Annotated in this window: 26 protein-coding genes; 15 read left to right on the top strand and 11 right to left on the bottom strand. The window is 55.5% G+C overall.

The window, feature by feature from the left end; all coding sequences use genetic code 11:
- Positions 1-36 precede the first annotated feature (36 nt).
- Together K1718_RS11255 and K1718_RS11250 are read left to right on the top strand one after the other, a co-directional pair.
- The gene (locus tag K1718_RS11255; RefSeq protein ID WP_152501006.1) at positions 37-1,302 is read left to right on the top strand and encodes an MFS transporter; all 1,266 of its coding nucleotides are present in this window, start codon (positions 37-39) and stop codon (positions 1,300-1,302) included.
- 49 nt (positions 1,303-1,351) lie between these two features.
- Entirely contained in the window at positions 1,352-2,392 is a 1,041-nt protein-coding gene (locus K1718_RS11250) for a PLP-dependent cysteine synthase family protein (protein ID WP_209006905.1), read from the top strand.
- Between the two features lie 66 nt (positions 2,393-2,458).
- On the opposite strand, the gene K1718_RS11245 is transcribed toward K1718_RS11250, so the two are convergent.
- Positions 2,459-2,833 (bottom strand): tautomerase family protein, encoded by a 375-nt coding sequence (locus K1718_RS11245; protein WP_152501004.1) that lies wholly within the window; start codon positions 2,831-2,833, stop codon positions 2,459-2,461.
- Positions 2,834-2,924: 91 nt separating this feature from the next.
- On the opposite strand from K1718_RS11245, the gene K1718_RS11240 reads away from it, so the two are divergent.
- Positions 2,925-3,776, top strand: a complete 852-nt coding sequence (locus tag K1718_RS11240) for a LysR family transcriptional regulator (RefSeq protein ID WP_265684459.1) — start codon at positions 2,925-2,927, stop codon at positions 3,774-3,776.
- 49 nt (positions 3,777-3,825) lie between these two features.
- On the opposite strand, the gene K1718_RS11235 is transcribed toward K1718_RS11240, so the two are convergent.
- Positions 3,826-4,728, bottom strand: coding sequence for an NUDIX hydrolase (locus K1718_RS11235; protein WP_265684458.1), 903 nt, complete (start codon positions 4,726-4,728; stop codon positions 3,826-3,828).
- A gap of 395 nt (positions 4,729-5,123) precedes the next feature.
- On the opposite strand from K1718_RS11235, the gene K1718_RS11230 reads away from it, so the two are divergent.
- The 7 genes from K1718_RS11230 to K1718_RS11200 all read left to right on the top strand — a co-directional run bounded on the left by K1718_RS11230 (position 5,124) and on the right by K1718_RS11200 (position 10,686).
- A complete protein-coding gene (locus K1718_RS11230) occupies positions 5,124-5,519 on the top strand; it encodes a YbaN family protein (RefSeq protein ID WP_265684457.1) in 396 nt (131 codons plus the stop codon).
- Positions 5,520-5,588: 69 nt separating this feature from the next.
- Complete coding sequence (locus K1718_RS11225) at positions 5,589-6,020, top strand: cupin domain-containing protein (RefSeq protein ID WP_265684456.1); 432 nt, start codon at positions 5,589-5,591, stop codon at positions 6,018-6,020.
- Positions 6,017-7,012: an ABC transporter substrate-binding protein gene (locus K1718_RS11220; protein WP_265684455.1), complete on the top strand. Its 996-nt coding sequence runs from the start codon at positions 6,017-6,019 to the stop codon at positions 7,010-7,012. Before K1718_RS11225 ends, K1718_RS11220 begins: the two co-directional genes overlap by 4 nt.
- 63 nt (positions 7,013-7,075) lie before the next feature.
- Positions 7,076-7,906 carry an ABC transporter permease gene (locus tag K1718_RS11215; protein WP_265684454.1) on the top strand — a complete coding sequence of 277 codons (831 nt, stop codon included), beginning with the start codon at positions 7,076-7,078 and terminating at the stop codon, positions 7,904-7,906.
- Positions 7,903-8,652: an ABC transporter ATP-binding protein gene (locus tag K1718_RS11210; RefSeq protein WP_265684453.1), complete on the top strand. Its 750-nt coding sequence runs from the start codon at positions 7,903-7,905 to the stop codon at positions 8,650-8,652. Before K1718_RS11215 ends, K1718_RS11210 begins: the two co-directional genes overlap by 4 nt.
- Positions 8,649-9,872, top strand: a complete 1,224-nt coding sequence (locus K1718_RS11205; RefSeq protein ID WP_265684452.1) for an NnrS family protein — start codon at positions 8,649-8,651, stop codon at positions 9,870-9,872. The genes K1718_RS11210 and K1718_RS11205 overlap by 4 nt, the downstream gene beginning before the upstream one ends.
- 115 nt (positions 9,873-9,987) lie before the next feature.
- Positions 9,988-10,686, top strand: a complete 699-nt coding sequence (locus tag K1718_RS11200; protein ID WP_265684451.1) for a DUF1287 domain-containing protein — start codon at positions 9,988-9,990, stop codon at positions 10,684-10,686.
- Between the two features lie 3 nt (positions 10,687-10,689).
- Here K1718_RS11200 and K1718_RS11195 read toward each other — a convergent pair whose 3' ends face one another.
- Entirely contained in the window at positions 10,690-12,585 is a 1,896-nt protein-coding gene (locus tag K1718_RS11195) for a S8 family peptidase (protein WP_265684450.1), read from the bottom strand.
- A gap of 670 nt (positions 12,586-13,255) precedes the next feature.
- Here K1718_RS11195 and K1718_RS11190 point away from each other — a divergent pair.
- The 4 genes from K1718_RS11190 to K1718_RS11175 are packed head-to-tail and all read left to right on the top strand — an operon-like array spanning position 13,256 to position 15,956.
- A complete protein-coding gene (locus tag K1718_RS11190) occupies positions 13,256-13,867 on the top strand; it encodes a CDP-alcohol phosphatidyltransferase family protein (RefSeq protein ID WP_265684449.1) in 612 nt (203 codons plus the stop codon).
- Positions 13,864-14,790, top strand: a complete 927-nt coding sequence (locus tag K1718_RS11185; protein WP_265684448.1) for a phosphatidate cytidylyltransferase — start codon at positions 13,864-13,866, stop codon at positions 14,788-14,790. The genes K1718_RS11190 and K1718_RS11185 overlap by 4 nt, the downstream gene beginning before the upstream one ends.
- Before the next feature lie 7 nt (positions 14,791-14,797).
- On the top strand, positions 14,798-15,427 hold the full coding sequence (locus K1718_RS11180; RefSeq protein ID WP_152500992.1) for a lysophospholipid acyltransferase family protein: 630 nt from the start codon (positions 14,798-14,800) through the stop codon (positions 15,425-15,427).
- The gene (locus tag K1718_RS11175; protein WP_265684447.1) at positions 15,411-15,956 is read left to right on the top strand and encodes a hypothetical protein; all 546 of its coding nucleotides are present in this window, start codon (positions 15,411-15,413) and stop codon (positions 15,954-15,956) included. Before K1718_RS11180 ends, K1718_RS11175 begins: the two co-directional genes overlap by 17 nt.
- A gap of 84 nt (positions 15,957-16,040) precedes the next feature.
- Here the strand turns inward: K1718_RS11175 and K1718_RS11170 are convergent, their stop codons facing one another.
- From K1718_RS11170 to flgB, 8 genes are all read right to left on the bottom strand, one after another.
- On the bottom strand, positions 16,041-16,376 hold the full coding sequence (locus K1718_RS11170; RefSeq protein WP_265684446.1) for a cupin domain-containing protein: 336 nt from the start codon (positions 16,374-16,376) through the stop codon (positions 16,041-16,043).
- A 109-nt stretch (positions 16,377-16,485) separates the two neighbouring features.
- Positions 16,486-19,038, bottom strand: a complete 2,553-nt coding sequence (gene cckA / locus K1718_RS11165) for a cell cycle histidine kinase CckA (protein WP_265684445.1) — start codon at positions 19,036-19,038, stop codon at positions 16,486-16,488.
- A 150-nt stretch (positions 19,039-19,188) separates the two neighbouring features.
- Positions 19,189-20,268 (bottom strand): flagellar biosynthesis protein FlhB, encoded by a 1,080-nt coding sequence (gene flhB / locus K1718_RS11160; RefSeq protein WP_152500988.1) that lies wholly within the window; start codon positions 20,266-20,268, stop codon positions 19,189-19,191.
- A gap of 9 nt (positions 20,269-20,277) precedes the next feature.
- Positions 20,278-21,051, bottom strand: coding sequence for a flagellar biosynthetic protein FliR (gene fliR / locus K1718_RS11155; RefSeq protein ID WP_152500987.1), 774 nt, complete (start codon positions 21,049-21,051; stop codon positions 20,278-20,280).
- 13 nt (positions 21,052-21,064) lie between these two features.
- Complete coding sequence (fliQ, locus tag K1718_RS11150) at positions 21,065-21,331, bottom strand: flagellar biosynthesis protein FliQ (protein WP_152500986.1); 267 nt, start codon at positions 21,329-21,331, stop codon at positions 21,065-21,067.
- Between the two features lie 24 nt (positions 21,332-21,355).
- The gene (gene fliE / locus K1718_RS11145) at positions 21,356-21,673 is read right to left on the bottom strand and encodes a flagellar hook-basal body complex protein FliE (protein WP_152500985.1); all 318 of its coding nucleotides are present in this window, start codon (positions 21,671-21,673) and stop codon (positions 21,356-21,358) included.
- Positions 21,674-21,710: 37 nt separating this feature from the next.
- A complete protein-coding gene (gene flgC / locus K1718_RS11140) occupies positions 21,711-22,121 on the bottom strand; it encodes a flagellar basal body rod protein FlgC (protein ID WP_152500984.1) in 411 nt (136 codons plus the stop codon).
- Positions 22,122-22,138: 17 nt separating this feature from the next.
- Positions 22,139-22,543 carry a flagellar basal body rod protein FlgB gene (gene flgB, locus K1718_RS11135; RefSeq protein ID WP_265684444.1) on the bottom strand — a complete coding sequence of 135 codons (405 nt, stop codon included), beginning with the start codon at positions 22,541-22,543 and terminating at the stop codon, positions 22,139-22,141.
- Positions 22,544-22,965: 422 nt separating this feature from the next.
- Here flgB and K1718_RS11130 point away from each other — a divergent pair, with 422 nt between their 5' ends.
- The gene (locus tag K1718_RS11130) at positions 22,966-24,525 is read left to right on the top strand and encodes a flagellar biosynthetic protein FliO (RefSeq protein ID WP_152500982.1); all 1,560 of its coding nucleotides are present in this window, start codon (positions 22,966-22,968) and stop codon (positions 24,523-24,525) included.
- Positions 24,526-24,551 lie beyond the last annotated feature (26 nt).

The raw sequence follows: 24,551 nt of genomic DNA, 5'->3' as shown, positions 1-24,551 counted from the left end.
AACCGATCTGCACTCCAAAGGCATTTGCGCGCAACAATGACCACTACAAAAGCAAAACTGCCACCGCGTTCCATCTTCGCCGCGGCAAGCGGCAATGTTTTGGAATGGTATGATTTCACGGTCTATGGCTTTCTGGCGCCGACGCTTGCGACCCTGTTTTTTCCCTCCGAAGACAAGTTCGCATCCCTGTTGTCCGCCTTTGCGGTTCTTGCAGTCGGATACGCTGCCCGGCCAATCGGCAGCGTGATATTCGGACATATCGGCGACAGGATCGGGCGCAAGACAGCCTTGATGATTTCGGTTCTTTTGATGGGCGCCGGCTCGCTCGCAATTGCGCTTTTGCCGACCTACGAAGAAATCGGCGTCACGGCTGCGGTTCTGCTGGTTCTTATCCGTGTCGTCCAGGGTATTTCCGTTGCAGGTGAATACACGGCCTCCGGTGTATTGCTGGTGGAGCAGGCCCAACCCGGGCGAAAGGCTCTCACCGGAGCCTGGGTTGCCTTCGCCATGATGTGGGGCTGTGTCCTGGGCTCTGCCGTGCCTGCAGCAGTCAGCTCTACCCTGTCTCCGGAAGACATGCAGTCTTGGGGATGGCGGGTCCCATTCGCCCTTGGCGCGATGGTTGCACTCTTCAGCGCTGTCTTGCGGCGAAGCCTGACTGAAAGCGCGCCGAGCGATGCGCAGACAAACGAAGTCTCTCCCATCATTGAGAGTCTGCGTCACCACTGGCGACTGCTGATACAGATGGTGCTGCTGCTGATCCCGAGTGCGGTCATCTACTTCGTCATCTTTGTCTATGCGGTCTCCTACCTGACGTCGCAGATGCACTTCACCTCCGCCGCCGCGCTCGACATCACCACCGTCAACTTGATTGTCATGGCACTGCTTGTGCCGGTTTGTGGCCTGGCCGCGGACAGGTTTGGTCAAAGATCGGTTTTTCTGGTCGGTGCAGTCGGCACGCTACTGGTGGCCATCCCAAGCTGGTGGCTGATGCACCGACCCGACATCGGCATTGTGTTCCTCGGTCAGTTCGGCCTGACGATTACCAGCACCGTAGGGTGGGCATTGTCCGTCTCGGCCTTGACGTTGATGGCACCGGATCATTTGCGCTGCAGTGTCGTTGCACTGGGCTACAACACCTGCATGGCGATCTTTGGCGGCACAACGCCGATGATTGCAACCTACCTGGTCAACCGAACCGGCGACGATTTCGCGCCTGTCTACTATGTGATCGTCGCTGTCCTTGTTTCATTGCCGGTTATCTGGCGGCTTCCAAAATTGATCGGAGACAACCGATCCTAAAGAGCGCATCAAGTTGAAATTGCACAGTGCGTGATGGGAAAGGCGGATTATGAGCACTTGGGTAAAAGAGGCAATCAACAGGATCAATGCGGACGCACATCGTTCAGCCGATACGCATCTGTTCAAATTGCCCCTGCCCTCGCTGGAAGGCGTCGACATCTATCTGAAGGACGAAAGCACACATCCGACCGGCAGCTTGAAACACCGCCTTGCGAGATCCCTTTTTCTGTATGCACTTTGCAACGGCAAGATCCGGGAAGACACACCGGTCATTGAAGCATCTTCAGGCAGCACCGCTGTGTCGGAAGCCTATTTTGCAAACATGATCGGCGCCAGGTTCATCGCAGTTGTGCCCAGAAGCACTGCGCACAGCAAAATCGAACAGATCCGCCTTCACGGGGGCGAAACACATTTTGTTGGATCCGCACCGGAAATGCACGGCGCAGCAGTGGAGCTGGCCGCCTCCATCGATGGTTACTTCATGGATCAGTTCACGTATGCGGAACGGGCAACCGACTGGCGTGGCAACAACAACATCGCCGAAAGCATCTTCCGGCAATTGGAATGGGAACCGCATTCGACGCCGAAAAGACTGGTCATGAGCGCCGGCACCGGCGGCACGTCCGCGACCCTCGGCAGATATATCCGCTACAAGGGATATGACACCAAACTCACTGTCGTCGATCCGGAAAATTCGGTCTTCTATGATGCCTACCAAAGCGGGGATCGTACCCTCACTTCAGGAAAATCCAGCCGGATAGAAGGGATTGGCCGCCCAAAGGTCGAGCATTCCTTTTTACCGGATGTGATCGACGACATGATCAAGGTTCCTGACGCTGCAAGCGTCGCAACCATTTTCTGGCTTGAAAAACTGATCGGCCGGAAGGCCGGCGCTTCGACAGGCACCAATCTCTGGGGCTCTCTTCAAATTGCCAGAAAGATGATGGACCAGGGCGAAGTTGGCTCGATCGTCACGCTGATGTGCGACAGCGGACAACGGTATCTGGACACCTATTATAATCCGGACTGGGTCAAGGAGCACTTTGGTGACCTGTCAAGCTATTCGGCAAAGCTCCAGACCTGGGGCTGAACGTTCGCTCCACTGAGCAACGGCCCAAAAAAGCCGGGACACAACTGGTCTCTTGCTCTTGAAACCTCAGGCAAATGGACGCCCATAACCGACCGACCAGTTTTCTTTCGGCAGATCATGCACCGTCACGAACAGATCTTCCGGGCGGATACCCGGATTTTCGGTCAGCACTTCCGCGATCCGCTGAAAGAGAGCTGCTTTCTGCTGCGCAGTACGCGTGTTGAAAACCGAAATCGTGATGTAAAGAACATTTATGCTGCGTTCGACCCCGAACGCCGAACCGAAGCGAAAATTTTCAGGCGCGTGCTCGGTGATTGTCATGAAACGATCATCCTCGGGAACCTTCAAGGCGTCACGCAAGGCAAGATACAAGCCATCCAGAACGGCTGCGCGATAAGTCTTCGATTGCCCGGCGCACATAGACACATGAACGATTGGCATTTGGTCCTCCAGAAAGGCTTGAACTCACTGACTTGCGCAAGCTATCATTACAAATTGAAATGATATGTTATTACAGAGATAAACATTCATAATGATTGATCGCGCCCTGGATATTGATTGTGTCCGTGCCTTCGTCCGGATCGCCGAGCTTGGCAGTTTTACCCGAGCTGCAGACATGGCCCGGATGACCCAATCGGCGATGTCATTGAAACTGAAGCGCCTGGAAGAAAGGCTGGACTGTAAACTCGTTCAGCGAACGCCAAGACACGTTGAACTGACAGCGCGCGGCGCTGCGTTCCTGGTGCACGCGCGAGAACTGCTTGAGGTCCATGACCGCGCCTTCACGACACTTGCCGAGCCGCGACAGAAACTGACCATCGGTCTGAGCGATCATGTTGCTGGACCGGAACTGCCAGCGCTGGTCGCGCGTATGAATGCGCAAGATCCCCAACTCACCATCGAGATCCGGATAGGGTCTTCACTGGATCTTTTGAAAGACTACGATCTCAGGCTTCTGGACGCCGCAATCGTTCGGTTTGACAAGGGAAGAGACGGCGGCCAGACCATCGCGAATGAAAAATTCTCCTGGTTCGCATCCCAGAATTGGCGGCCTAGCGAAGATGAGCCTTTGCCGATCGCAACCATGCCGGAACCATGCGGTGTCAGGAGCTTGGCTGGAGAGCTGCTTGATCGTGCAGGAATTGAATGGCGGGAGGTCTTCGTTGGCGGTGGCGTGACAGCTGTGTCCGCGGCCGTTGTCGCTGGCATGGGTGTGTCTGCACTGTCTCGGCGCATGCTTCCTCTTGGTGTCGTGGATGTTGGTCCTCGACTCGGACTGCCCGCGTTGCCGGCCTTGCCGGTAATCTTGCACACACGCATCAAGAACGGTCGTCATTCAGACACGCTCAACGCGCTCACCTCGGCCTTCAAATCCGCGATCTGACAAACCGAAACTCCGAACTCCGTCGTGATCTCTGAGCTTCGATCAACCCTCAAAGGCCAGTGGAAATTTCAATTGCGAATCCACGAATCAAGCTGCCGATTGCCGATTGCACCATGCGACTGGCGGCCTCCTCGGGACTAACCCATTGCCGTTGACGGTGGTTCTCCTCCCAGTCAGCGTCCGGGATCAGAGTTTCTACCTCCAACGCATAGACAACGACATGGCATTGCGCGCCCCATTTCTCGTAGTGGTAAGTGCCAATCGGCTCGTCGCTGACATTCCCCACAACGCCCGCTTCCTCGCGTGCCTCAATCACCGCAGAAGCACCGGGATCAAGGCCGGGTTCAACAATTCCCTTCGGCACCACCCAATGACGGCCACTGCTGGAGCCGACAATCAGGATCTGAACCCCGTCTCGTGTCCTCCTATAGGGCACAACTGCAGACTGGGTGTAGTAGTAAGATGGTCGCTCTCGGCGCTCGGGTCCATCCGGCCCCGGAAACGGAAAAAGCTCGGGAAGGTCTCGCGGGTCAATCCGTGACAGCACCCGCCACACTCCTTCAGTCAAGCAAAGACGGAGAAGAACCCCTGGAGCCAGACCCGGCTCCATATCCAACTGCAAGCCTGAAATGAGTTGACGCATGGCCGATACTTGCGCAACCAGCATAGACAAACCGCTGCCTTGAAGCCGAGGCAGTCTGCCATCGCCAACGGCTCGCGAAACTTCGATATTTCGGCTAGTCCAACCGCCAGCCTTCAATGCCTTTTGAGCACTGACAAAAGCGCGTTCACACGGCGCTGAAAACACGATATCCGGGGCAAGGTGACATTGCCCCATCCACGCTCCGACTTTCTGTGCCTGTCGTTTGCCTTTTGTGCGCAGCGGCCGCTTCGAGCTTTCTCCTTCCCAGGATTTCCGGCCCGAACCGGCACAAAGGAGCAGCACTTCCATGTCTGCCTCCGGACAAGAGCAAATGGTTGCCTAGTTCAAACCAACTCGCACCAAACCTATCACCGCTTGGTAAGCGTGTCCCGGCAAGGTGTCATGGCATTGTCAGGAACCAAGGAGGTCCACAGACTGATGTTCTGGCAATCTTTGCAACTGATAACGAAAAAGTCTGCACTTTTCGCGTCACTTCACTCCGTGGGGCAAACATGAAAAGGCAGGTGAAAATTGGAGCTTCCACCTGCCTTTTCTCCGGAAAATCTCTCTAGGCCGGGCCACCTCAGATGAGCCCACCTTCCCTCTTTTTTCTCGAAACCCACGTGTCTTGATAAAAATCAAGTGCAGCCGGTGACTGGTCAGTTAAAACCTGAATATTAAACTCCAGTTAAAGAGAGTCCGCTTTGAAAAGCATTCTCAAAAATCTTGCACCGGCAGCCAAACGGGCTGTGTGGATAGGCATCGGTGTCGTATCGCTTCTGATAGGTGCAATTGGAACTTTCTTGCCGGTTTTACCAACCACACCTTTTGTTATCCTGGCTGCTTTTGCCTTCGGAAAAAGCTCTCCATATCTGCAGGACATACTTGAGACCAACGCCGTGTTTGGGCCGATCATCCTGGATTGGCGTCGAAACGGTGCAATAGCGCTTCGATACAAAGTCGTATCAATCGGCATGATGGCGAGTCTTCTTACGCTCAGTGTTATCTTGAACGCCTCTCCGACAGTTCTCGTGATCCAGGCAGTCGCCATTGCTGCTGCTTCACTCTTCATTCTCAGCAGACCAGGAACTGCTGTTTGACGTCCTTAGCCAGCCTCTCGCAAGCCAGAAACAAATCCGCTCTCGAAGCGAAATAGAAAGGGAAATCTCATGAGATTGCTTCTGACTTCGTTGCTGCTTGCATCGTTTTTCACGGCGGCAGCCGCCGAAACAACTCTGATAGCAACTGAAAAACTTCCATCCAAGGAGGTCTATGACGTTGCACAGCTGACACCGCTCGCTGTTACGTCAGAAGGTACCCCTGCCGTCGTTCTTCTGGATCTGGACAAAGGAGATGTCGTACCCCCGCACGCGGCCAAGAGTGGGCTACGGCTATTGACCGTTCTTTCAGGTGAGTTGTCCTGGGGTGATGGAAGCGCGATCGATGTGGAAAAAGAAACCGTTTATCCCGCTGGCAGCCTGCTGACGATCCCTTCAGGAGTGGATCATTGGCTCGCCGCCCGCAGTGGTGCGCTCCGTGTCCAGCTTGTTGTCCTTGATGACGAAAAACCCGTCCCTGCAATTCTGGAGCAGATGAAATGAGCAAGATCCATGATTTGACTCGGCGATCCGCGCTCTCTCTTCTGGCAGGCGGAGCTGCAACACCGTTGCTTCCATCCCTGACATTGGCGGACAAAACTGACACTCTTGCCCTGTTTGGACCTCCGGCAGGGCCTTCCGTAACTCTTGCCCATGCGGTCGCGAGTGGAGGTTTCAGCGCATTGGCCGCAAATGCAACTTTCACGGCCTGGCGTAACCCGGACGAACTTCGCGCAGGGCTGACGTCGGGCAGCATTGGATTGTCGGTTGTCCCGGTACAGGCCGCCGCAAATCTCTACAATCGCGGCTTTCCGATCCGACTTGCAAATATTATGACTGATGGGTTGCTCTACATCATCAGCGAAGCTCCCGAAATTAAGTCGATCTCAGACCTCAAGGGAAGAAGTATTGCCGTACCGTTTCGCGGTGACACACCGGAAATCATCTTTGGCCAGCTTGTATCGCATGCAGGGCTAAACGCTGAAGAAGACCTGCAAATCACATATGCCGGGTCGCCAATCGAAGCCATGCAATTGCTATTGGCAGGTAAGGTCGAAGCGGCCCTGACTGCAGAGCCGTCAACAACCGCCGGCATCCTGCGCGGACGCAAGGCGGGCAAGAAAATCGCACGGGTCATCAATATCCAGGACGCCTGGGGCGAGATGACGGATGCTGCGCCTGTTCTGCCCCAAGCAGGTCTTGCAGTGACGGGAGCATTTATGGAGACGGGATCGGAAATGATTCCAGACATTCTCAAAGTGCTCAGAACCGCCACCAGCGAAGTCCTAGAAGATCCGGGCAAGGCTGCTGAACAGGCGACCGGAGCACTCGGATTGCCGGCACCTTTGCTTGCCGCATCGGTTCCGCATTGCAATCTCGTTGCACGAAACGCTGTCGAGGCTCGCGCGGACATAGAACGCATGTTGAAAGCAATGGCAGGCAAGGACATGGCCCGCATTGGCGGCAAGCTTCCCGACAACAAGTTCTACACATGACCTACGGGCCTGTCGGATGGCCTCACACGTTCGGCAGGTCTGCGACAGGCAATACAACAAGGCATGAATATGCTAGGCAATCTCGCAATGCGATTGCTCGACCGGGTTGGGCGCGTACTGGATTTCTTGTGGTCTGGTTGGGCCGGTTTTGCAGCTCTGTGCCTGATGGCTGCAGTCTGGCAAATCGGACATGAGGCCTATGGTCCATTTATTCTCACCTCACCTTTGGAAACACTCCAGGCAATCGGGAAACTGGCGCAGGATCGGAACGCCTGGGGCATCGCATTGCTCACACTTCAGCGCGCATTAACCGGGTTCGTCCTGGTCGCTCTGACAGGCTGTCTTCTGGGGATTTCTGCCGGCTATTCACCGGCAACAATGCGAATTGCTTCGCCTTTGATCACCGTCATTCTCGGGGTACCTCCCATCGCCTGGATCGTCCTTGCCATGATCTGGTTCGGCGGCTCCGATGCGACTGTTCGCGTTGTAATTCTTGTGGCTGCCTTACCCGTGGTCTTCCTGGGTGCGGCAAGCGGCATTTCAACACGTGATCGCGGGTTGGATCGGATGGCCAAAGCCTTTGGGGCAGGACCAATAAGTCGGTTTTTGTCCGTCGGCCTGCGCCAGACCACGACAACGCTCTTTCCCGCCCTCGCGCTTGCGCTCGGGACCTCCTTCAAAGTCGCCGTGATGGCCGAACTGTTGGCCAATGCCGGTGGCATTGGCGGCGCATTGGCAGACGCACGGATCAATCTTGATATTGCAACGGCTCTTGCCTGGGTGGTTGTTGCGGTGGGACTGTTGATCGTCGTGGAATACTCATTGATCCACCCGGTTAAGGGCGAGATCGACCGTTGGCGCCGGGCAGCGCAACCGTGGGGTATCAAACGATGAGTGCCTTGAGCCTTCAAGATATCGGACACGCATATCTGGGTCGGACCGTTCTTGAAAATATCCATCTCGAAATTGAGGAGCGAGAAATAGTCGCTCTGGTTGGACCTTCCGGTTGCGGAAAATCGACGCTCGCACACATCGCTGCAGATCTTGTCGAACCCCGGGCAGGGAAAATTGATCGGCGCTATCGCCGCCATTCAATGATCTTTCAGGAACCGTCGTTGTTGCCTTGGGCAACAGCTGCTCAAAACATCGCTTATTCCCTGCAAATTGCCGGTGTGAAACGCGGAGAACGCAGAGAAAAAGTTGCCGTCGCCGCAGAACGCGTCGCACTGTTTTCTGAGGACCTGAGAAAGTATCCGGTTGAGCTGTCAGGCGGGATGAAACAGCGCGTCGCCATCGCACGGGCGTTGGCAACAAACCCCGATTTCATCTACTTCGACGAACCGTTTACGGCGCTCGACGTCGCGCTGCGCAGGCGCATGCAGGACTTGGTGATCAACACCTGCGCGGGCGGTCAACTCTCAGGATTGTTCATCACGCACGATCTGCAGGAGGCCGCTCGCCTGGCGGACCGAATTGCGGTCCTGGATAGCCATGGACACGGAGTTCTGGGCATCCGTTCATTTCCCTTGCCACCACAAGAACGCGACGACGTCACTATCTTCAAATGGGTGCAATCTGCTTTGAAAGAAGACCCGCTGTTCCGGCACATTCATGATGTTGACGAAAGGCAGATTGCATGAGCTGCGGCCCTGCTGTCCAGAATCGAAACCAGAGCAGGAGTATTCGTTGGTGGGACGCCCTGTCGGACGAAGGGTTTCGGCTGTTTTTTCCGCTTGGGGCAGCCTATGCAGCTCTTTGGCCACTGCTCTGGGTGCTGGCGTTCGAGTTCGATCTGCCACTTGCAGAAACTGTTCCACCTTCCCTTTGGCACGCCCACGAAATGCTCATAGGTGCATTCGGTGCTGCCTTGATCGGCTTTCTGACAACGGCAGCCCCTGAATGGACAGACAGCGAGCCCCTACGAGGCTGGCACCTATGGGCCCTCGCTGGTCTGTGGTTCATCGGCAGGGTTGTGGGTCTGTTGGGGTGGGACGGATTGGGTCTCATCGGCGCAATCGCCGATGTCAGTTGGCTTTCGATACTGCTCATCTACATCTTGCAATTATCCTGGCGGCAAAGAACAGACAGATTGCTGTCTTTCGCATTCTGGCTGCTGATCCTTTTGGCCTGTGCCGCAATGGCCCGTCTTGGCTTTCTGACTGGTCAGCTGGATCTTGCAACCAAATCCATTCACATGGTTGGATTTGCGTTTCTCGGACTGCTGGGCCTCGCCCTTGGCCGGATCACTGTTCCTGTCACAAACCTCATCCTGGACCCTACCGAAGCCACCTCCCCTTTCCGGCCACATCCTGGCCGACTGCACCTTGCGCCCGGTCTTGTATTCGTTGCACTTGCCGGAGAAATCTTTGGTCTGAGCCAGGCGGTAACCGGATTTCTGATACTAGCCGCCGGCGCAGCTTTCATGGATAGGGTCGCTGAAGCCTTTATTGGTCGGGCGACATTTCATTCCGAAATATTGATGCTGGGCGGGTCCTCAGCACTTGCCGGTGTGGGCCTGATACTTGCCGGCTGCGCGAGGCTTGGTGCGCCCTGGAGCGATATCACCGGACTTCACCTTGCATTTCTGGGCGGTCTGGGTCTCGGAGTTTACGCGGTCTATTGCATCGCAGGTAAGCTTCATACAGGGCATCCATTGGGCCAAAGCTGGCTGGTCAAAACAGGTGCTGTTTTCTTATGCCTATCCGCATTGCTGAGAATTGCACCAGACCTTGGATACGACTTGCCTGGCCCTTTTCATGGACTTGCAACGGTGTCCTGGTCATTCGCATTTTTATACTGGCTGTTGGGCTTTGGCCCGCTCATGGGAAGACTGGGCTCGCAAGTCCCAAAGAACTCATAGGCAATAGATCTTTCAGATCTGAGTTTCCACATAGAGTTGTTGCCCTACGAGGTTCGCCGCATTGCTGACTCACTCTGCGATTACGGAAAAATAGAACAGACAAGAGGGAGCACTCATGAAACGGCGGAGTTTTCTGGTTGGTGGTTTGGTGCTTGCAGGCGGCGGTCTGTTGGCGGCCTCTCGCGTTCCGGCACAAAAACTCGGCACGGACGGCGCATCTGGTTCAGTAAAACTGAACGCATTGAGCGGCGATCAGTCTTCCACGGACATCATCTGGAAAAATCCCGATTCCTGGGCGGAAGAACTGATAACCGCGGCAGAAGACCAGATCGGCGTCACCGTACTCTACGACCCCGGCTATGTCGGGCTGACCTTCCCCAACGGAGACATTCCGCGGGAACGTGGTGTCTGCACGGACGTTATCGTCCGCGCCTACCGCGATGCGTTCGACTTTGATCTTCAACGTGAAGTCAACGTGGACATGAAGAACCATTTCAGCGCCTATCCGCAAAACTGGGGTCTGAAACGGCCGGACAAAAACATCGACCATCGCCGTGTTCCCAACCTGCAGACCTTTTTCACCCGGAAAGGCGCCGGGCTTCCTGTTAGCGACGACCCGAGAGACTATCTGCCCGGCGATATCGTGTCGCAATTGCTACCGGGCAATCTACCGCACATGGCAATTGTCACGCACCGCAAATCGCCCGACGGTCAACGGCCAATGCTCGTTCACAACATCGGCTCAGGAACCAAGCTGGAAGATCGGCTTTTTTCGTACCGGATTACCGGCCGCTACCGCTTCCAGCCTGCCTGAGACTTAAACAGCCACGTATCGCAACAAGTTCTCATCAAAGGCGAACCTTGTGTTGACGCCCTGAATTTCGGCCACAAGATCGTATTTGTCGCTCCCGGTCGATGAATGTCCTTCATCGATATAAAGCTGCCCAAGGCCATCTGCTGCGATGCGGCCCCAGTAGCGGTAACGGCCGCCACCGACTGGTCCTGCAATTTCAATCGCTTGACCGGCCAAAGCTGAAACTCGGAACATGATCGCCATTTTAGCCAGAATTCCATCACCATCTGCGGTCACCGGCTGAGCCGACACCAGAGCCTGCTGCAGCACGGAAGTTGTGTGTGCCGCCGTGAGTTGAGGGCTGATATCTATGAGGGCCCGCACTTCAAGTGGGCGCCATTGTTCAACCACCCGCCGGAAGGCAGCCGGGCGCAAATTACCACCACTCCCGCCGAAGAGAGCACCGGCAAGCGCCGGCAAGTCCGGACGGTTTCCGATACGTTGGGTTGCAGGTCTGCCGGGAGCATCTTGTTGAGGCGATCCTGTCGTGCGCAAAGCATCTCTCAGATCGACCGGCGAAAAGACAGGTCGTCCTCGCGCCTGCGCCATGCCTTGGAGACATGCGATTGCGCCAGTCACGATAGGTGATGCACTGGACGTTCCCGAGAAGCGGTCTGTGTACCAAAGGTCTTCATTGGCACCCCCTTGAAGATCGCCATAACCGCATGTCGTGACTTCGCGGCCCCAACCTTGCGCATCGACAATCGATCCATAGTTGGAAAACCCAAGACGGGACCGGTCCGGTCCATGGTTGCGGCCATGGGTTCCAGGAGGCGGCGCGCCCGCTCCAACAACAATTGCACCTGAATCCCGGTTCGACCGGCGGAAGGGATTGCTCCAGCTGGCCGGGAACCCGAAGCCCGGTGTCTCGTAAAGGACGTCATCGAGGTCCTCCGCACCGTTGCCGGCGGCCTCAACCACGATGATCCCGCGTCGGGAAGCGTTCAGGATTGCGGCAAAATCATCGGGCCACCATTCGACTGCGATGTAACCTCTCTGGTCCGGCCGCAGACGGAAGTTATGCCGGGGGCCGGGACGGTGCATTTCAAGAAGCAGCACATCCCCTGCACTCAGGCGCGCAGCCGCATGGTTGATGGCGCCAGCCGATCCCAGCGACCCGTGGGAAACAGCCGTGCAGATCGCTTCCGGAGAAATGCCAGTGACACCGAAACCATTGATGTCCCCGCCATATTCGCCAAGAACGGCTGTGCCGTGGTTGCGCCAGCTGACATCGTTGTATTCCGTTCCTCCAACAACGCCGCCCTGCCGCTCGACAAGGTCTTCATGTGTAAAGCGCCAACCGCCCTCAATATCGGTTATGTGGACACCCGTGCCGCGACCACCGGCCTGAGTCCAGGCCCAGCGCGCGTTGATGCCAGCCGGAGCCGGGTCGAGATAGATCTGCCTTGCGACAAAGTTCGGTGAAGCTGGAGGCGGCACGTCCGGCGCGGCCACCATCTCGTTCACGCCTTCAACCACTGCTTCCTCGGGAAGCTCGACAGCCGGTTTCAGATAAACAGCTTCAAACAGGTCGTTTTCCAGAAGATCCTTTTGCAGACTCTCAAGATCGGACACGGGAGCCTTCAATCGATAAAACTCCGTCAGACTTGCCAGTGGAGCCATTGCAGCTTCCGACAATGCTCCGACCGATGCCGCAACCCTTTCCTCCGTCGGACCGAAAAGCGGTATGGCGGTGCCACCATATTTCTTGAGTGTCTTTTCAAGCTTCGTGGTTGGCGCACCAGCAAGCGAGATTATTTCCAGGCCGCCTGTGCGCAGTCCGGCATCTGCCTTGGAAATAGCAATCAATTCCGGCTCTGGGGCCGGGCCTGCACTGACTTTCTTGGACTTCCTGGCCATGACATCCTCCCTGGCAATGTGGGACGGACCGGCCGGCTTCAGGGAAGCTCTAAACCCGCTTTGACATAGACGGATAAAACACCGTCGAAGTCCTTGATCTTCTCTGTGAATTCACCAGCCTGTTCGTCCAGAAAAAAACTTAGAAAAAAGCTGTCAGACGACTCCGGATCAGGGGTCGCAAGGTCATGATTGAAAACCGCGCTGAATTGATTGCATGCACTTTCAAGTGCTACGGCAGAAGCCGCTTGCGGCTTGCCACTGCGAAGCTCAGTCAATAGCGAGGCGGATATCAGGACAACGACTTCAGTCAAACCAACAACTTTCGCGAACTATCAAGGCAGAGGTCATCAACACCACTGCCAAATCCGATGGACGAACAGCAACAATATCAACCTGTTACGACCACCAACTTTCGGCCCACGAATTTTCAGCAATGCAAGCCCGCACAAATCAAAGCGGGCGATTTTGAAGAACCGTTATCCGGAAATACCACCAATAAGCGTATAACGGGTTGTATTAAGATTTACCAATCAAGAGTAGCGTCGAACGCACGGATTGGCAAGCTGTTGATGGAGGGTCTGTCTTTCTGCAAGGTGACCTCTGTCATTCGTTGTGTGCAATTCGGTCGTCCATGCTTATATGAAACAGACACATTCAATCGGTTTTAAGAATGCCCACCGTTTATCAGCTGAAATCACGTTTTCAGGATCTTCTCCGCCCTCTTTGCAAGAAACTGGCAACAGCCGGAATAACTGCAAATCAAGTGACACTTGCCGCCCTAGTCCTGTCGATTATGGAAGGCGCAGCTCTTTGGTATTTTCCAGGATCAGCGTTGCCGTTCCTGCTTCTGCCTCTGATCCTGTTTTTACGCATGGGGTTAAACGCCATTGACGGCATGCTTGCCCGCGAGCACGACCAGAAGTCGGATCTCGGCGCGATCTTGAATGAATTGGGCGACGTTCTGGCCGATGCAGCGCTTTATCTCCCGTTTGCCGCTCTGGCTTTTGTATCGGGCGAACTTGTTGTCGGACTGGTGGTGCTCGGCATTATCGGCGAAATGACCGGCGTCATAGGTGTGCAGATCGGCGCAAGCCGGCGATATGATGGTCCGTTTGGCAAGAGCGACCGGGCGGTACTCTTCGGTTTGTGCGGATTTTTGATAGGGCTGGGCGTTCAGTCCAGCATTCTGTTCCTGGTGCTGTTTGCAGCAGGTCTCCTGCTCTCCGCGTTGACAATCTGGAACCGCGCCAAAGCGGCATTGAAGGAGCGGGCCTCCGCATGACACTTGATACAATTCATTGGGTTATCATTGGCATCTGGGGCATTCTGGGGCTGGCGAGTGTCATTGTCTTTGCCGTCGCAAAGCGCTCGAACAAGGACATGAGCGAACTTGTTCAGCGGACCCAGAGCTGGTGGGTCATGGTGGCGATTTTCACGCTCGCCTTCCTGGTCAGCAAAACGATTTCCATCATTGTTTTTGCACTCATCAGCTTCCTTGCACTGAAGGAATATTTTTCGATGATCCCGACCAGGCGCACCGACCGGCGCGTCCTTTTCTGGGCATACCTCTCGATTCCCGTGCAGTATTTCTGGGTCTATGACAGCTATTACGGCATGTTTGCGGTGTTTATTCCTGTCTACATGTTCCTGTTTTTGCCGTTCGCCAGCCTGTTGTCACAGCAGACGGACGGGTTCCTGAAATCTGTCGGAACCCTGAACTGGGGCCTGATGCTGTGCGTCTTTTCGATCAGCCATGCCGCATTTCTTTTGATCCTTCCACCCACACCGGAAAACATGTCCGGCGGTGCCGGACTGCTCCTCTTCCTGATCTTTTTGACCCAGTTCAACGATGTTGCCCAATACACCTGGGGCAAACTCTTCGGTCGGCACAAAATTATTCCAGGTGTCAGCCCGAACAAAACCTGGGAAGGATTTCTGGGAGGGGTTGCAACGACTTTCGTTCTGGCCCTGGTGACCGCTCCCCTGGTGACCCCTTTCGGTATGCTTCATGCGGCAGCTGCAGGTCTTCTCATTCCCGTTGCCGGGTTTGTGGGGGATGTCACCGTGTCAGCCTTGAAACGAGATCTGGGGGTCAAGGATACGGGCAGCCTGATCCCAGGCCATGGCGGCATTCTCGACCGCATTGACAGCCTGACTTTCACAGCCCCCCTGTTCTTCCATTTCACCCGCTATTTCTACTATTGAGCCCGCTATGCTCCAGAAGGCCTTTTACTTAGTCATCAAGATTGCGGTGCTATTTCTGCTCGGACTAAATGTCCGGCGCAAGGAGCTCCTGCCTTCGACAGGCCCCGCGATAGTGGTGGCCAACCACAACAGTCATCTGGATACGATGGTGTTGATGGCGCTGATGCCCTTGTCGAGGCTCCAGGACATCAAACCGGTCGCAGCGGCAGACTATTTCTTTTCCTCTCCCCTCAAAGCATGGCTGTCTGAAAACATATTGGGCATCATCCCCGTTGAGCGAGGCGGCACCAACAAATCGAGCGATCCGCTCCAGGGTTGCTACGACGCACTGTCCGAAGGCAAAGTGCTCGTCCTCTTTCCAGAAGGTTCGCGCGGCGAACCGGAACAGATGACGGACCTGAAAAAGGGCGTCTCCTATCTGGCGGCACGCTTTCCGGATGCGCCGACCGTTCCAGTTTTCACGCATGGCCTCGGCAAGGCACTGCCGAAGGGATCCTTTCTTCTGGTTCCCTTCTTCTGTGATATTTTCGTTGGAGAACCAATCACTTGGACCGGAGACCGGATTCAATTTATGACGACGTTGAAAGACCGGTTTAATGAACTTTCATCTGAAAAGAACTTTGCGCCCTGGGAGTAGCACCTACGCGGCCATCTGGGGTTTTGCCGAAGCAACTTTGTTCTTCATTGTTCCGGATGTGCTTCTGTCGAGCCTTGCCCTGACATCGCTCAAAAAGGCTCTTCTCGCCTGTATATGGGCATCACTTGCAGCAGCTTTCGGCGGCATCACGGTCTGGTTGATGATCAGTAGCTATCCGCAGGAAACAAAGGCCGTACTCTTATGGGTGCCCGGCATCTCGCAAACCACCTTCAACAAAGTGGGCCAACTCTTATCGAACGGCACCTATTCCGGGATGGTGATCGGCGCCTTCACGGGTGTACCATACAAGATTTTTGCTGCTGAAGCCGGAAGCACAAACCTCAACCCAGTGCTCTTCCTGCTGCTGTCGCCGCTCGCAAGATTGCCGCGATTTGCCGTAATTGTTCTTGTCACCTGGAGCCTAAGCCGATTGACCCGCGGGCATATGTCCAACGCCGCAATGCTTGCGCTTTGTCTGACGCTCTGGATTTTGTTTTATGTGTTCTACTTCGCGATGGTCGGATGGTAGCGCATCGTTAGCTGATGGCCAGCGCTGCTTCCAAGGAGCGCAAAACGAAAACCGTTACGGGTCGAAACCCCGACGACAGAACGATCAGGTCCTAAAGGGATACCTGTCTGGCTCTTCAAACACGTCAATTACCTTGGTTCCCGCCTTGATCACCGCGCCATGTTCTGCCCCGCTCGGGATGTCATAAATCGCACCCGGTCCAAGTGTCTTGGTTTCACCGGCAATCGTAAATTCGATTTCACCGCTGAGCACGGTTCCCCACTGTGCAAGGTGAGAATGTGGCGGCAGCACCATGTCTTTTACGAAGTCGAAGAAGACCACCAACCCGGCATCCGAGCGAATGGCATGAGACGTCACCACATCATCGGGAAAAGGGATATCCAGCGCCGGAAATTTCTTTATGAATTCAGGTAATTCCATTGCGCTTGCCACTCCCAAAGCTGAATTGTAGGCGACAAGATTTGCATGTTGCGGCAACGCGGAGCAAGCCTATTCGCAACGGATCATTGTTTCTCTGGACGTGTGCCCGCTAACCGTTCAGGACATCCTTCACGGTGGTTGCAAGCTGCTTGAGCGTGAACGGTTTTGGCAGGAAGAAGAACTTTTCACCTGGCGGCAGGTTTTCTTCAAACGCATCTTCAGCATAGCCGGAGACAAAAATGATCTTCAGATCCGGCCGGGTCTTGCGCAATTCCACTAGAAGTGTTGGCCCGTCCATTTCCGGCATGACGACATCAGAGACCACAAGATCGATCTCACCGTCCGTCTCTTCCATGACCTCGAGCGCTTCATTGCCCGACCCGGCTTCGTAGACAGTATACCCGCGCGACGCCAGCGCCCGTGCGCCGAAGGCTCGGACCGCTTCCTCATCTTCAACCAGCAGAATGGACGCGGATCCAGTGAGGTCTGCGACCTTTTCCGGCTCGCTTTCCTTCGGTTCCGGCTTTTTCTCTTCCACGACCTGCGGAATGTGGCGCGGCAGGAACAGGCGGAACGTTGTTCCGGCATCTACTTCGGAAGTGCAGAATATGAAGCCACCGGTCTGTTTGACGATACCGTAAACCGTTGAAAGACCGAGCCCGGTACCCTTGCCGACTTCCTTGGTGGAAAAGAACGGATCGAAAATCTTTTCCATCACATCGGGCGGCATGCCGTGTCCGGTGTCATCCACTTCAACCAGCGTATATTCGCCAGGGGGCATACCACGGGTGTTTTCGAACTGAGTACTTTCCGCCTCTTCCACGTTGCGAGTGCGGATGGTCAGGCGGCCACCGTCGGCCATTGCGTCACCGGCATTCACAGCCAGATTGACAATCACCTGTTCCAGCTGGTTCAGGTCAGCCATTACCGGCCAGAGGTCGCGGCCATGGATCACCTTCAACTCGACCTTCTCGCCAAGCAGGCGATCGAGCAGGATCGACAGATCCGCCAGAACGTCGTTGAGTTCAAGTTGCTGGGGCCTCAGGGTTTGACGCCGGGAGAAGGCCAGGAGCTGACGAACCAGGCCGGCAGCTCTGTTGGCATTCTGCTTGATGTTCATGATGTCCTGGAAGGACGGATCGGTTGGCCTGTGGCTGGCCAGCAGAAGATCGGAGAACCCGATTATGGCGGTCAGAACGTTGTTGAAATCGTGGGCGACACCACCTGCCAACTGGCCAATCGCCTGCATCTTCTGGCTCTGGGCGAACTGAGCTTCCAGCGCACGTTGTTGCGTCGTTTCGAGCGCATAGATAATCGCCGCTTCGCCGTCCCCTTCACCTTCCTGGACGGCCGAAACATAAAAGGTTGCCGAGCGAGGGTCATTGCCTTCGACAAGCGCAATATCGACGGGTGCTATTTCACCAATCCCATGGGCTGCAGCGGACAGGGCTTTGGAAAGGTCTTCCCGGCCACTGTCGGCAACGTAGGCTTCCAGCTTGGGAGCTTCGTCTCCTGTATCGACTGCACCGAACAGCTTGAGGAAGGGAGCGTTGGTGCGCAGTACACGGCCTTCCTTGTCGAGCGAGGCAATCGCCATCGGCGTGTTGTTGAAGAACCTTGCAAACCTCACTTCAGCCGCTCGCAGTGCCTCGGAGACTTCCTCTCCGCGCGAACGATTGAGCACCAGCGTACGGCTGTCGCCGGGCTGTCCATTCTCACCGAACGGGACCCGGTGCAGCAAGCGAACCGGCAGCCCGCGTCCGTTTCGGGTCACGAAGTCGAGGTCAAAGGTTTCACTCTTGACCTCACCCGCCTGCCCCTTGATGGAACGGATCAGTTCGGTACCGTCTCCGCGCACGATGCTAGACAGGTCCAGATCGCCGGCATCGAACTGGGCAAGATCATAACCGAGCCAATCGGCCAGTGTCGCATTCAGGTAGACGATGCGACCGTTGGCGTCGCAGGAAAAGAACCCTGCCGGTGCATGGTCCAGAAAATTGATTACCCGTTGAAGTTCCTGGAAGGAGTTTTCCTGCTCTGCCCTGTCTCGCGTGATGTCGGCAATCTGCCAGACCGCCATCGGCTTGCCACCGCCACGATCCTTGGAAACCTGCAACGGACGTATCAAAACCCTGTACCAGCGGGCTGTTCCCTCAGCACGGCCGAGAGGAAACGGCATGCGGATCTCTTCCTGGGCTTTGCGCTCGTCACGCATGGCCTGCGACAGACGGAAAATCGCATCGGCTGCATCCGGGTCGGAGGAGAAAACACGCTCCACGACCTTGATATCGGCGGACGTCTCAGCACCGGTCAGATCCGCATAGGACTTGTTGGCATAAACGAGCCGGCCCTCGACATCCGTGATCAAGGCCCCGTCTTCAAGCGTATCGACAAAGGCAGACGCAAGTGGATTGGATTCGCCAGGCCGCGCGGACAGGCGCAGAAAGCCGATAGCCCCTGCAAAAAGGCAGAAGACACCGACAACAGCAAGAATACCAAGTAGTGCGAGGATGAACGGCTGCGCCACTTCACGGTCCATGACCGCAAAGGCTGCTGCCGCTCCGACGAGCAAAAGGGCCAGACCAATCAGCAGGCCGATATTCCCGGATCGCTCGGGCCGGCTGATCATGGGCCCGCTTGGCGCTCCGTCCATGTCACTCATCCATTGTGTCTCCCAGGCCCGATTCGCTTCTAAAAAGGGCCGCGCTTAAGCATTCTGTGCTTACTAGCTAATTTCAACTGATATGAAGCCTGTACCTGTTGAAATTCACCTGTTTGCGCACTCTTTGACAGATGATCTTCAAACGAAGGCTTAATTTGCGCGCCAAGACGCACGTTTGCGCATGCGGAAAACGAAGCCGATGACTTCCGCCACGGCCTTGTAGTGTTCCTCAGGCACTTCCTGATCGATGTCCACAGTCGCGTAAAGCGCCCTGGCCAGAGGTGGGTTCTCAACCACCGGAACCTCGTTCTCCTTGGCAATTTCCCGCATCTTGAGTGCAACTGCATCCGTGCCTTTGGCCAGACAAAGCGGCGCGCCCATACCATCTTCATATTTGAGCGCAACGGCAAAGTGGGTCGGGTTCGTGACCACGACTGTGGCCTGCGGAACCGCAGCCATCATGCGTTTGCGCGAGCGCTCCATGCGCAGCTGACGGATCTTGCCTTTGACCTGCGGGTCACCTTCCGTCTGCTTGAACTCTTCCTTGACCTCGCGCAGCGACATCTTCTGTTTGTTGAACCATTTGTTCTTCTGGTACGCAAAATCGGCCGCAGCAACGACTGTCATCAGGGCAAGAATCGCAGCTAGCAGCTGCAAGACCAGCACCCTCACCTCGGGCAAGATGATGGACGTTTCAGCAAATATGATGATGTCCGCCTCATCCCGGTGCGGCCATAACACCACCACCATGATCGCCCCGACAAGGCAGATCTTCGCCATGCCCTTGGCGAAGTTCACAAGGCTGTCCAGCGAAAACAGGCGTTTAAATCCGGAAATTGGCGAGATTTTCGATAGTTTCGGCTTGATGGTCTCCACCGTGAACAAGGGCTGGTGCTGCACCAGATTTCCGGCAACAGCCATCAGAACGAGCGCAATCAGAGGCAAACCGACAATCAAGGCAACCGACTGTCCGGTGTCCCGCCAAAGGACCTTCAGCGCGTACCCGTCCATAGGAATCTGGTGAGCGTGTTCGATGTAACCTTTGAGCAATTCTCCGAGCGAAACTGCGGTTCCCGGTGCAAATATCGCAATCATCAGCGTCGCCCCGGCCAGCGTGAACCAGGTGCTTACTTCCTGCGATTTCGGTACGTCCCCCTTTTGATGCGCATCCCTCAAGCGCTTTTGCGTGGGGTCCTCAGTTTTCTCCGAGTCGTCGGTATTGTCAGCCATCTGAAGGCACTACCCCACGATGAACTTGCCGAGCGATTCCTGAAAATGCTCCAGATAGAACATCATCAGCGTCGCAATCAGCGCCATGAGAAGAAACATGCCAATCGCGATATTCACGGGCATGGCGATAAAGAAGATCTGCATTTGCGGCATCAGCTTGTTCAAAAGTCCGAGGCCGAAATAAAACACCAGACCCACAACCAGAAACGGCGCACTCATCCGTGCGGCAATGGAAAAGACATGCGCCACGGTTTCCGTGGCATTTGCTGCAAAGTCGCCAACAGGCGGCGCAATTCCAGGCGGAAAGACGGAAAAACTGTCATGAAGGGCCGCGATCACCAGATAGTGGGTGTCGGTCACGAAAACCATTGTGATGCCGAGCAGCGACATGAAGTTTCCATAAAGCGCACCTTGCTGCCCATCATTGGCAAGATCGGACCCAAGGGCGAAGGCCAGCCCTGACTGGTTGGCGATGATGACACCTGCGGTCTGAAGCGCCGACGTAATCAGTTTGGCACAAAGGCCGATGCCGAACCCGATCGCGAGCTCACCGCCAAGAAGCGTCAGCAATTGCGGGGCATTCGCCGTCAGGTTGGCCGGATAGAGCGGGGCTCCTATCGGATAAAGGACCATGGTGAGCGCCAGAGCGATCGTCAGACGAAAGCGTGTTGGTATTGTCGTCTCCCCAAGCGCGGGAAGCAGCATGACCATCGTCCCGAGTCGCGCAAACATAAGCATGAATGCGGCGGCCATGTCGGGTAGAAAATCAAGCTGTATCGTCATTGACCCTGGTGTCCTAGCCGGTATTCAGGATCATCTCGGTGACGCGGCTCATGAAGGCTTGAAGCAACTGGCTCATAAAAGGCAAGGTGACAAGGATCGTTACAAAAATCGCCAGGATCTTTGGAACGAACACCAAGGTCATTTCCTGGATCTGAGTGAGAGCCTGGAAAAGCGCGATCACCACACCGACAAGCAGCCCAATGACCATGGCCGGGGCTGCCACCAGAATCATCGTCCACACACCTTCCCGGGCAATATCGAGAACTTCACCTCCGGTCATGGCGCATCCTTTGCGAAAATTCGGTCAGATCGGCATCCTCATGATTTCTTCGTAGGCTGAAATGACACGATCACGAACGGCGACCATTGTTTCCAGGGCAACTTCGGTTTCGGCAACAGCCGTCACCACATCGACCACATCTGCCTTGCCCTCAATCATGTTTAGCGCCTGACTGTCGGCTGCCTGCCCCTTGTCAACGACGGTATCAACCGCCTCTTTCACCATCTGGCCGAAATCGACCATGTCGGTCTGCTGAGGCGCCGTGTCCTCGACTGCGCGTGCCTGCTGCTGCAGCTTAGCAGCCATCTGATAGGCGTTGTTGGCAATTGACGCGGTAGACATGTGACGGGTCCCTTCCCCTTGTCAGCCCCTGAAACCGTTAGGCTTTCAGAATATCGATGGTCCGTTGCAGCATTTTGCGGGTGGTGTCGATCACATTGAGGTTGGCCTCGTAGGACCGTTGTGCCTCGCGCATATCGGTCGTCTCGATCAATGTGTTTACGTTCGGTTGGAGCACATACCCGTTCTGGTCAGCTGCCGGGTGCCCTGGCATGAAGGTCGATCTGAAGTCAGACGTATCCTCCTCCACCTTGCCAAGCTCAACTGTTTTTGCCCCCAGTTCCTTGTCGAACTGGCTTTTGAAGGTCGGAACCTTGCGCCGGTAAGGCTCTTCATCCGGCGTTCGCGCAGTGGAATTTGCGTTGGCAATATTTTCCGAAATGATCCGCATGCGTCCGCTTTGGGCTTTAAGCCCGCTGGCGGAAACGAACAGGGATTTGATCAGGTCCATCTCAACGGTCCTCTAGTTCAAACGCTTTTCGACAGCGCGGTGCGGATCAGACCGAGGCTCTTGGTGTAGAGCGTTGTCGCCGCCTGGTAGTCCATCTGGTTTTCAGTGAGCTTCATCATTTGCTCTTCCAGATTGACGTTGTTGCCGCTCGGAGTGACTTCAAAACCGTCGTCTTTCACGATTTTGGCAGACCCGACCCCGGATATGCTTGTCGATATGTGCCCGGCTTTCGTCGTTGAGGTCGCCAGCCCGAATGTCTCTCGGCCGATGTGATCCGAAAACGAGAAGGCTTTGACGTCACTGGCACCAAAACCAGGCGTATCCGCATTCGCGATGTTTTCCGCCAGAACTCCCTGGCGGGTCTGGTGCCATCGCATCTTTGATTTGATCGCCTGAAACAGCGGCAGATCCGTCATCGTCATGGCATTCACCAATCGTTAACCAAGTAGGCAATGATTGCCTTTCAATTGGTTAATGAAAAGTTAACAGACCCTTACCCCGACAGCCTGAAACCCTTCAAAAACCAGTGGAAGAGCTCAATTTCCTTTGCATTTCGCGAAATCCGAGCTGCCCCCAGCAGGCAAAAATTGCCTGCTTCTGTTAACTTTGATTCCTAGGGAGATTCGCGAGGGATCAGCAACCGGATACGAGGAATTGCAGGAAGCGAACAAGAACATCCAGTCACACGAAACCTTAGAAAACTAAGTGACTTGATGCGACGAACAAGTCCGAATGCCGGAAACTGAATTACTGGGGATAAGAACCAATTTTCCTCAATTGAGACAGCAACACCAACTATCCGGAAATCGCAATCATCCCGCTGGCGGGGCGGCACGAGGGTAAAATGTACAATTGGATTGAATCGACTTTCAACGTGAGCGGAGGCGTTACGCAGGCAATTGCCGTCGTGCTCGCTCTCGCAGTCGTTTTGCTGCTGTTCAGTCTCTTTATTTTCATCTTGAAACGACTGATGGGTGCACGAGCCCCGCAGAACCGGAGCAGGCAACCCCGGATCGCGGTCATGGACAGCGCAAGCGTCGATGCACGCCGTCGCTTGATCCTAATCCGGAGAGACAATATCGAACACCTGATACTGGTCGGTGGTCCAAGCGATGTCGTAGTAGAACAGAATATCGTCCGCAACAGTCCGCTTCCGAGCGGCCGATCCGCCGGGTATCCTGCCCATGGCGGAAACGGTCAGGTCAAGGGACCAAGCGCACCGGGGCCAGACATACCGGCAAGACCCGACGAACTGATGCCTGACATGGAGCCGGTTCCTGCAGCACCGCCTCAGGCGCGAGCCCCTCTTCCAACACCGGCAGTCTCGCCTCCGATATCCAAACCGGCCAGCGTCAATGAAGGCAAGGCCCCAGCAGCATCCTTGGAAAGCAAGACGACGACCGCGTCGCCAACGCCATCGCTTTCGGCTCAACGAAACCCTTCTGCGCCTAACCCAGCACCCAGATCAGAAACCGTATCAGGCCAGAACCGCGCGGCCGACCTGCTCAAGGCGGCGACGCAAAACGGTTTTTCCCGGTCGCAGCCCCCTGGAAGCGAAGCAGCAGCGACGGAACCAACGGCTCCGGCAGCCCCCACTCAAGCGCCAGAAGTTAAACCTGAGACCTCGAAACAAGCCGCACCTTCCGCCGGAAAGACCCCGACAACTTTCAAGACACTGGCGCGCCCGTTTTCGCCAAAGGACAGGCCATCCTACGGCACCCAGTCGATTACACCGCCTGCATCTGGTCCGGCTGCACGAGCAAAAACAGCGTTGGTCAAACCGGTAGAGCCGCAAGTAAAGACCGACGTAACAAACGAAGCGTCGGAGATGCCCGAAATCGAAGTCAAATTAGATGAACCGGGAAACACTGCTCCTTCGATCACCGTAATCGAACAGAGTTCAGAAGATACACCTGAAGTTTCTGTGTCGACCGATGACGGCAGCCAGGTCACGGAAACGGCACTCCTCGCAGAGCTTGTTGAGAACAACACCGAAGCAGCTGATGAGATGTCATCGCATGAAGTTCAAAACAATGATCAGGAATCCGCTGAGAAGACCGATGCGTCTGAGACGGTGACTGCGCAAGCATCGGATAATGAGCTTTCGACAGACGTGCCACCTGTTGAAACCCCCGGTGAAGCGGCACAGACGCATGACATCAAACTGGAAATGGATGACCTGATTGAACCGGTCGTTGAGGCAAAGAGTGACGACCAGGTTCAGGAACAGTCCCAGAGCCTGGACACGCTGCGGGCAATCAAGGAACCAAAAGAGCCGGCGACCGGCCCTGCCGTCGCGCCTGTAAGGCCGGCACCAAAACCCACGCAAGGACTTGGCGACAAAAATCCGATCGAAGACGAGATGGCTAAAATTCTCGATGAACTGGGCGGACAGCCGAATTGATGTCAGGACTCAGTCGCACGATGCGG

The sequence above is a fragment of the Roseibium porphyridii genome (assembly GCF_026191725.2).
GTDB classification, from domain to species: Bacteria; Pseudomonadota; Alphaproteobacteria; order Rhizobiales; family Stappiaceae; genus Roseibium; species Roseibium porphyridii.
This window is presented reverse-complemented; position numbering and strand designations above follow the sequence as displayed.

Coding starts and splice junctions, on each gene's coding strand:
- K1718_RS11235 (WP_265684458.1), bottom strand. CDS start 4,728: ATGGAAGTGCTGCTCCTTTGTGCCGGTTCGGGCCGGAAATCCTGGGAA.
- K1718_RS11185 (WP_265684448.1), top strand. CDS start 13,864: ATGACACTTGATACAATTCATTGGGTTATCATTGGCATCTGGGGCATT.
- K1718_RS11215 (WP_265684454.1), top strand. CDS start 7,076: ATGAATATGCTAGGCAATCTCGCAATGCGATTGCTCGACCGGGTTGGG.
- K1718_RS11190 (WP_265684449.1), top strand. CDS start 13,256: ATGCCCACCGTTTATCAGCTGAAATCACGTTTTCAGGATCTTCTCCGC.
- fliQ (WP_152500986.1), bottom strand. CDS start 21,331: ATGACCGGAGGTGAAGTTCTCGATATTGCCCGGGAAGGTGTGTGGACG.
- fliR (WP_152500987.1), bottom strand. CDS start 21,051: ATGACGATACAGCTTGATTTTCTACCCGACATGGCCGCCGCATTCATG.
- K1718_RS11195 (WP_265684450.1), bottom strand. CDS start 12,585: ATGGCCAGGAAGTCCAAGAAAGTCAGTGCAGGCCCGGCCCCAGAGCCG.
- K1718_RS11245 (WP_152501004.1), bottom strand. CDS start 2,833: ATGCCAATCGTTCATGTGTCTATGTGCGCCGGGCAATCGAAGACTTAT.
- fliE (WP_152500985.1), bottom strand. CDS start 21,673: ATGTCTACCGCGTCAATTGCCAACAACGCCTATCAGATGGCTGCTAAG.
- K1718_RS11210 (WP_265684453.1), top strand. CDS start 7,903: ATGAGTGCCTTGAGCCTTCAAGATATCGGACACGCATATCTGGGTCGG.
- K1718_RS11205 (WP_265684452.1), top strand. CDS start 8,649: ATGAGCTGCGGCCCTGCTGTCCAGAATCGAAACCAGAGCAGGAGTATT.
- flgB (WP_265684444.1), bottom strand. CDS start 22,543: ATGACGATGACGGATCTGCCGCTGTTTCAGGCGATCAAATCAAAGATG.
- K1718_RS11180 (WP_152500992.1), top strand. CDS start 14,798: ATGCTCCAGAAGGCCTTTTACTTAGTCATCAAGATTGCGGTGCTATTT.
- K1718_RS11250 (WP_209006905.1), top strand. CDS start 1,352: ATGAGCACTTGGGTAAAAGAGGCAATCAACAGGATCAATGCGGACGCA.
- K1718_RS11240 (WP_265684459.1), top strand. CDS start 2,925: ATGATTGATCGCGCCCTGGATATTGATTGTGTCCGTGCCTTCGTCCGG.
- K1718_RS11225 (WP_265684456.1), top strand. CDS start 5,589: ATGAGATTGCTTCTGACTTCGTTGCTGCTTGCATCGTTTTTCACGGCG.
- K1718_RS11170 (WP_265684446.1), bottom strand. CDS start 16,376: ATGGAATTACCTGAATTCATAAAGAAATTTCCGGCGCTGGATATCCCT.
- K1718_RS11255 (WP_152501006.1), top strand. CDS start 37: ATGACCACTACAAAAGCAAAACTGCCACCGCGTTCCATCTTCGCCGCG.
- K1718_RS11200 (WP_265684451.1), top strand. CDS start 9,988: ATGAAACGGCGGAGTTTTCTGGTTGGTGGTTTGGTGCTTGCAGGCGGC.
- flhB (WP_152500988.1), bottom strand. CDS start 20,268: ATGGCTGACAATACCGACGACTCGGAGAAAACTGAGGACCCCACGCAA.
- cckA (WP_265684445.1), bottom strand. CDS start 19,038: ATGAGTGACATGGACGGAGCGCCAAGCGGGCCCATGATCAGCCGGCCC.
- K1718_RS11130 (WP_152500982.1), top strand. CDS start 22,966: ATGTACAATTGGATTGAATCGACTTTCAACGTGAGCGGAGGCGTTACG.
- flgC (WP_152500984.1), bottom strand. CDS start 22,121: ATGGACCTGATCAAATCCCTGTTCGTTTCCGCCAGCGGGCTTAAAGCC.
- K1718_RS11220 (WP_265684455.1), top strand. CDS start 6,017: ATGAGCAAGATCCATGATTTGACTCGGCGATCCGCGCTCTCTCTTCTG.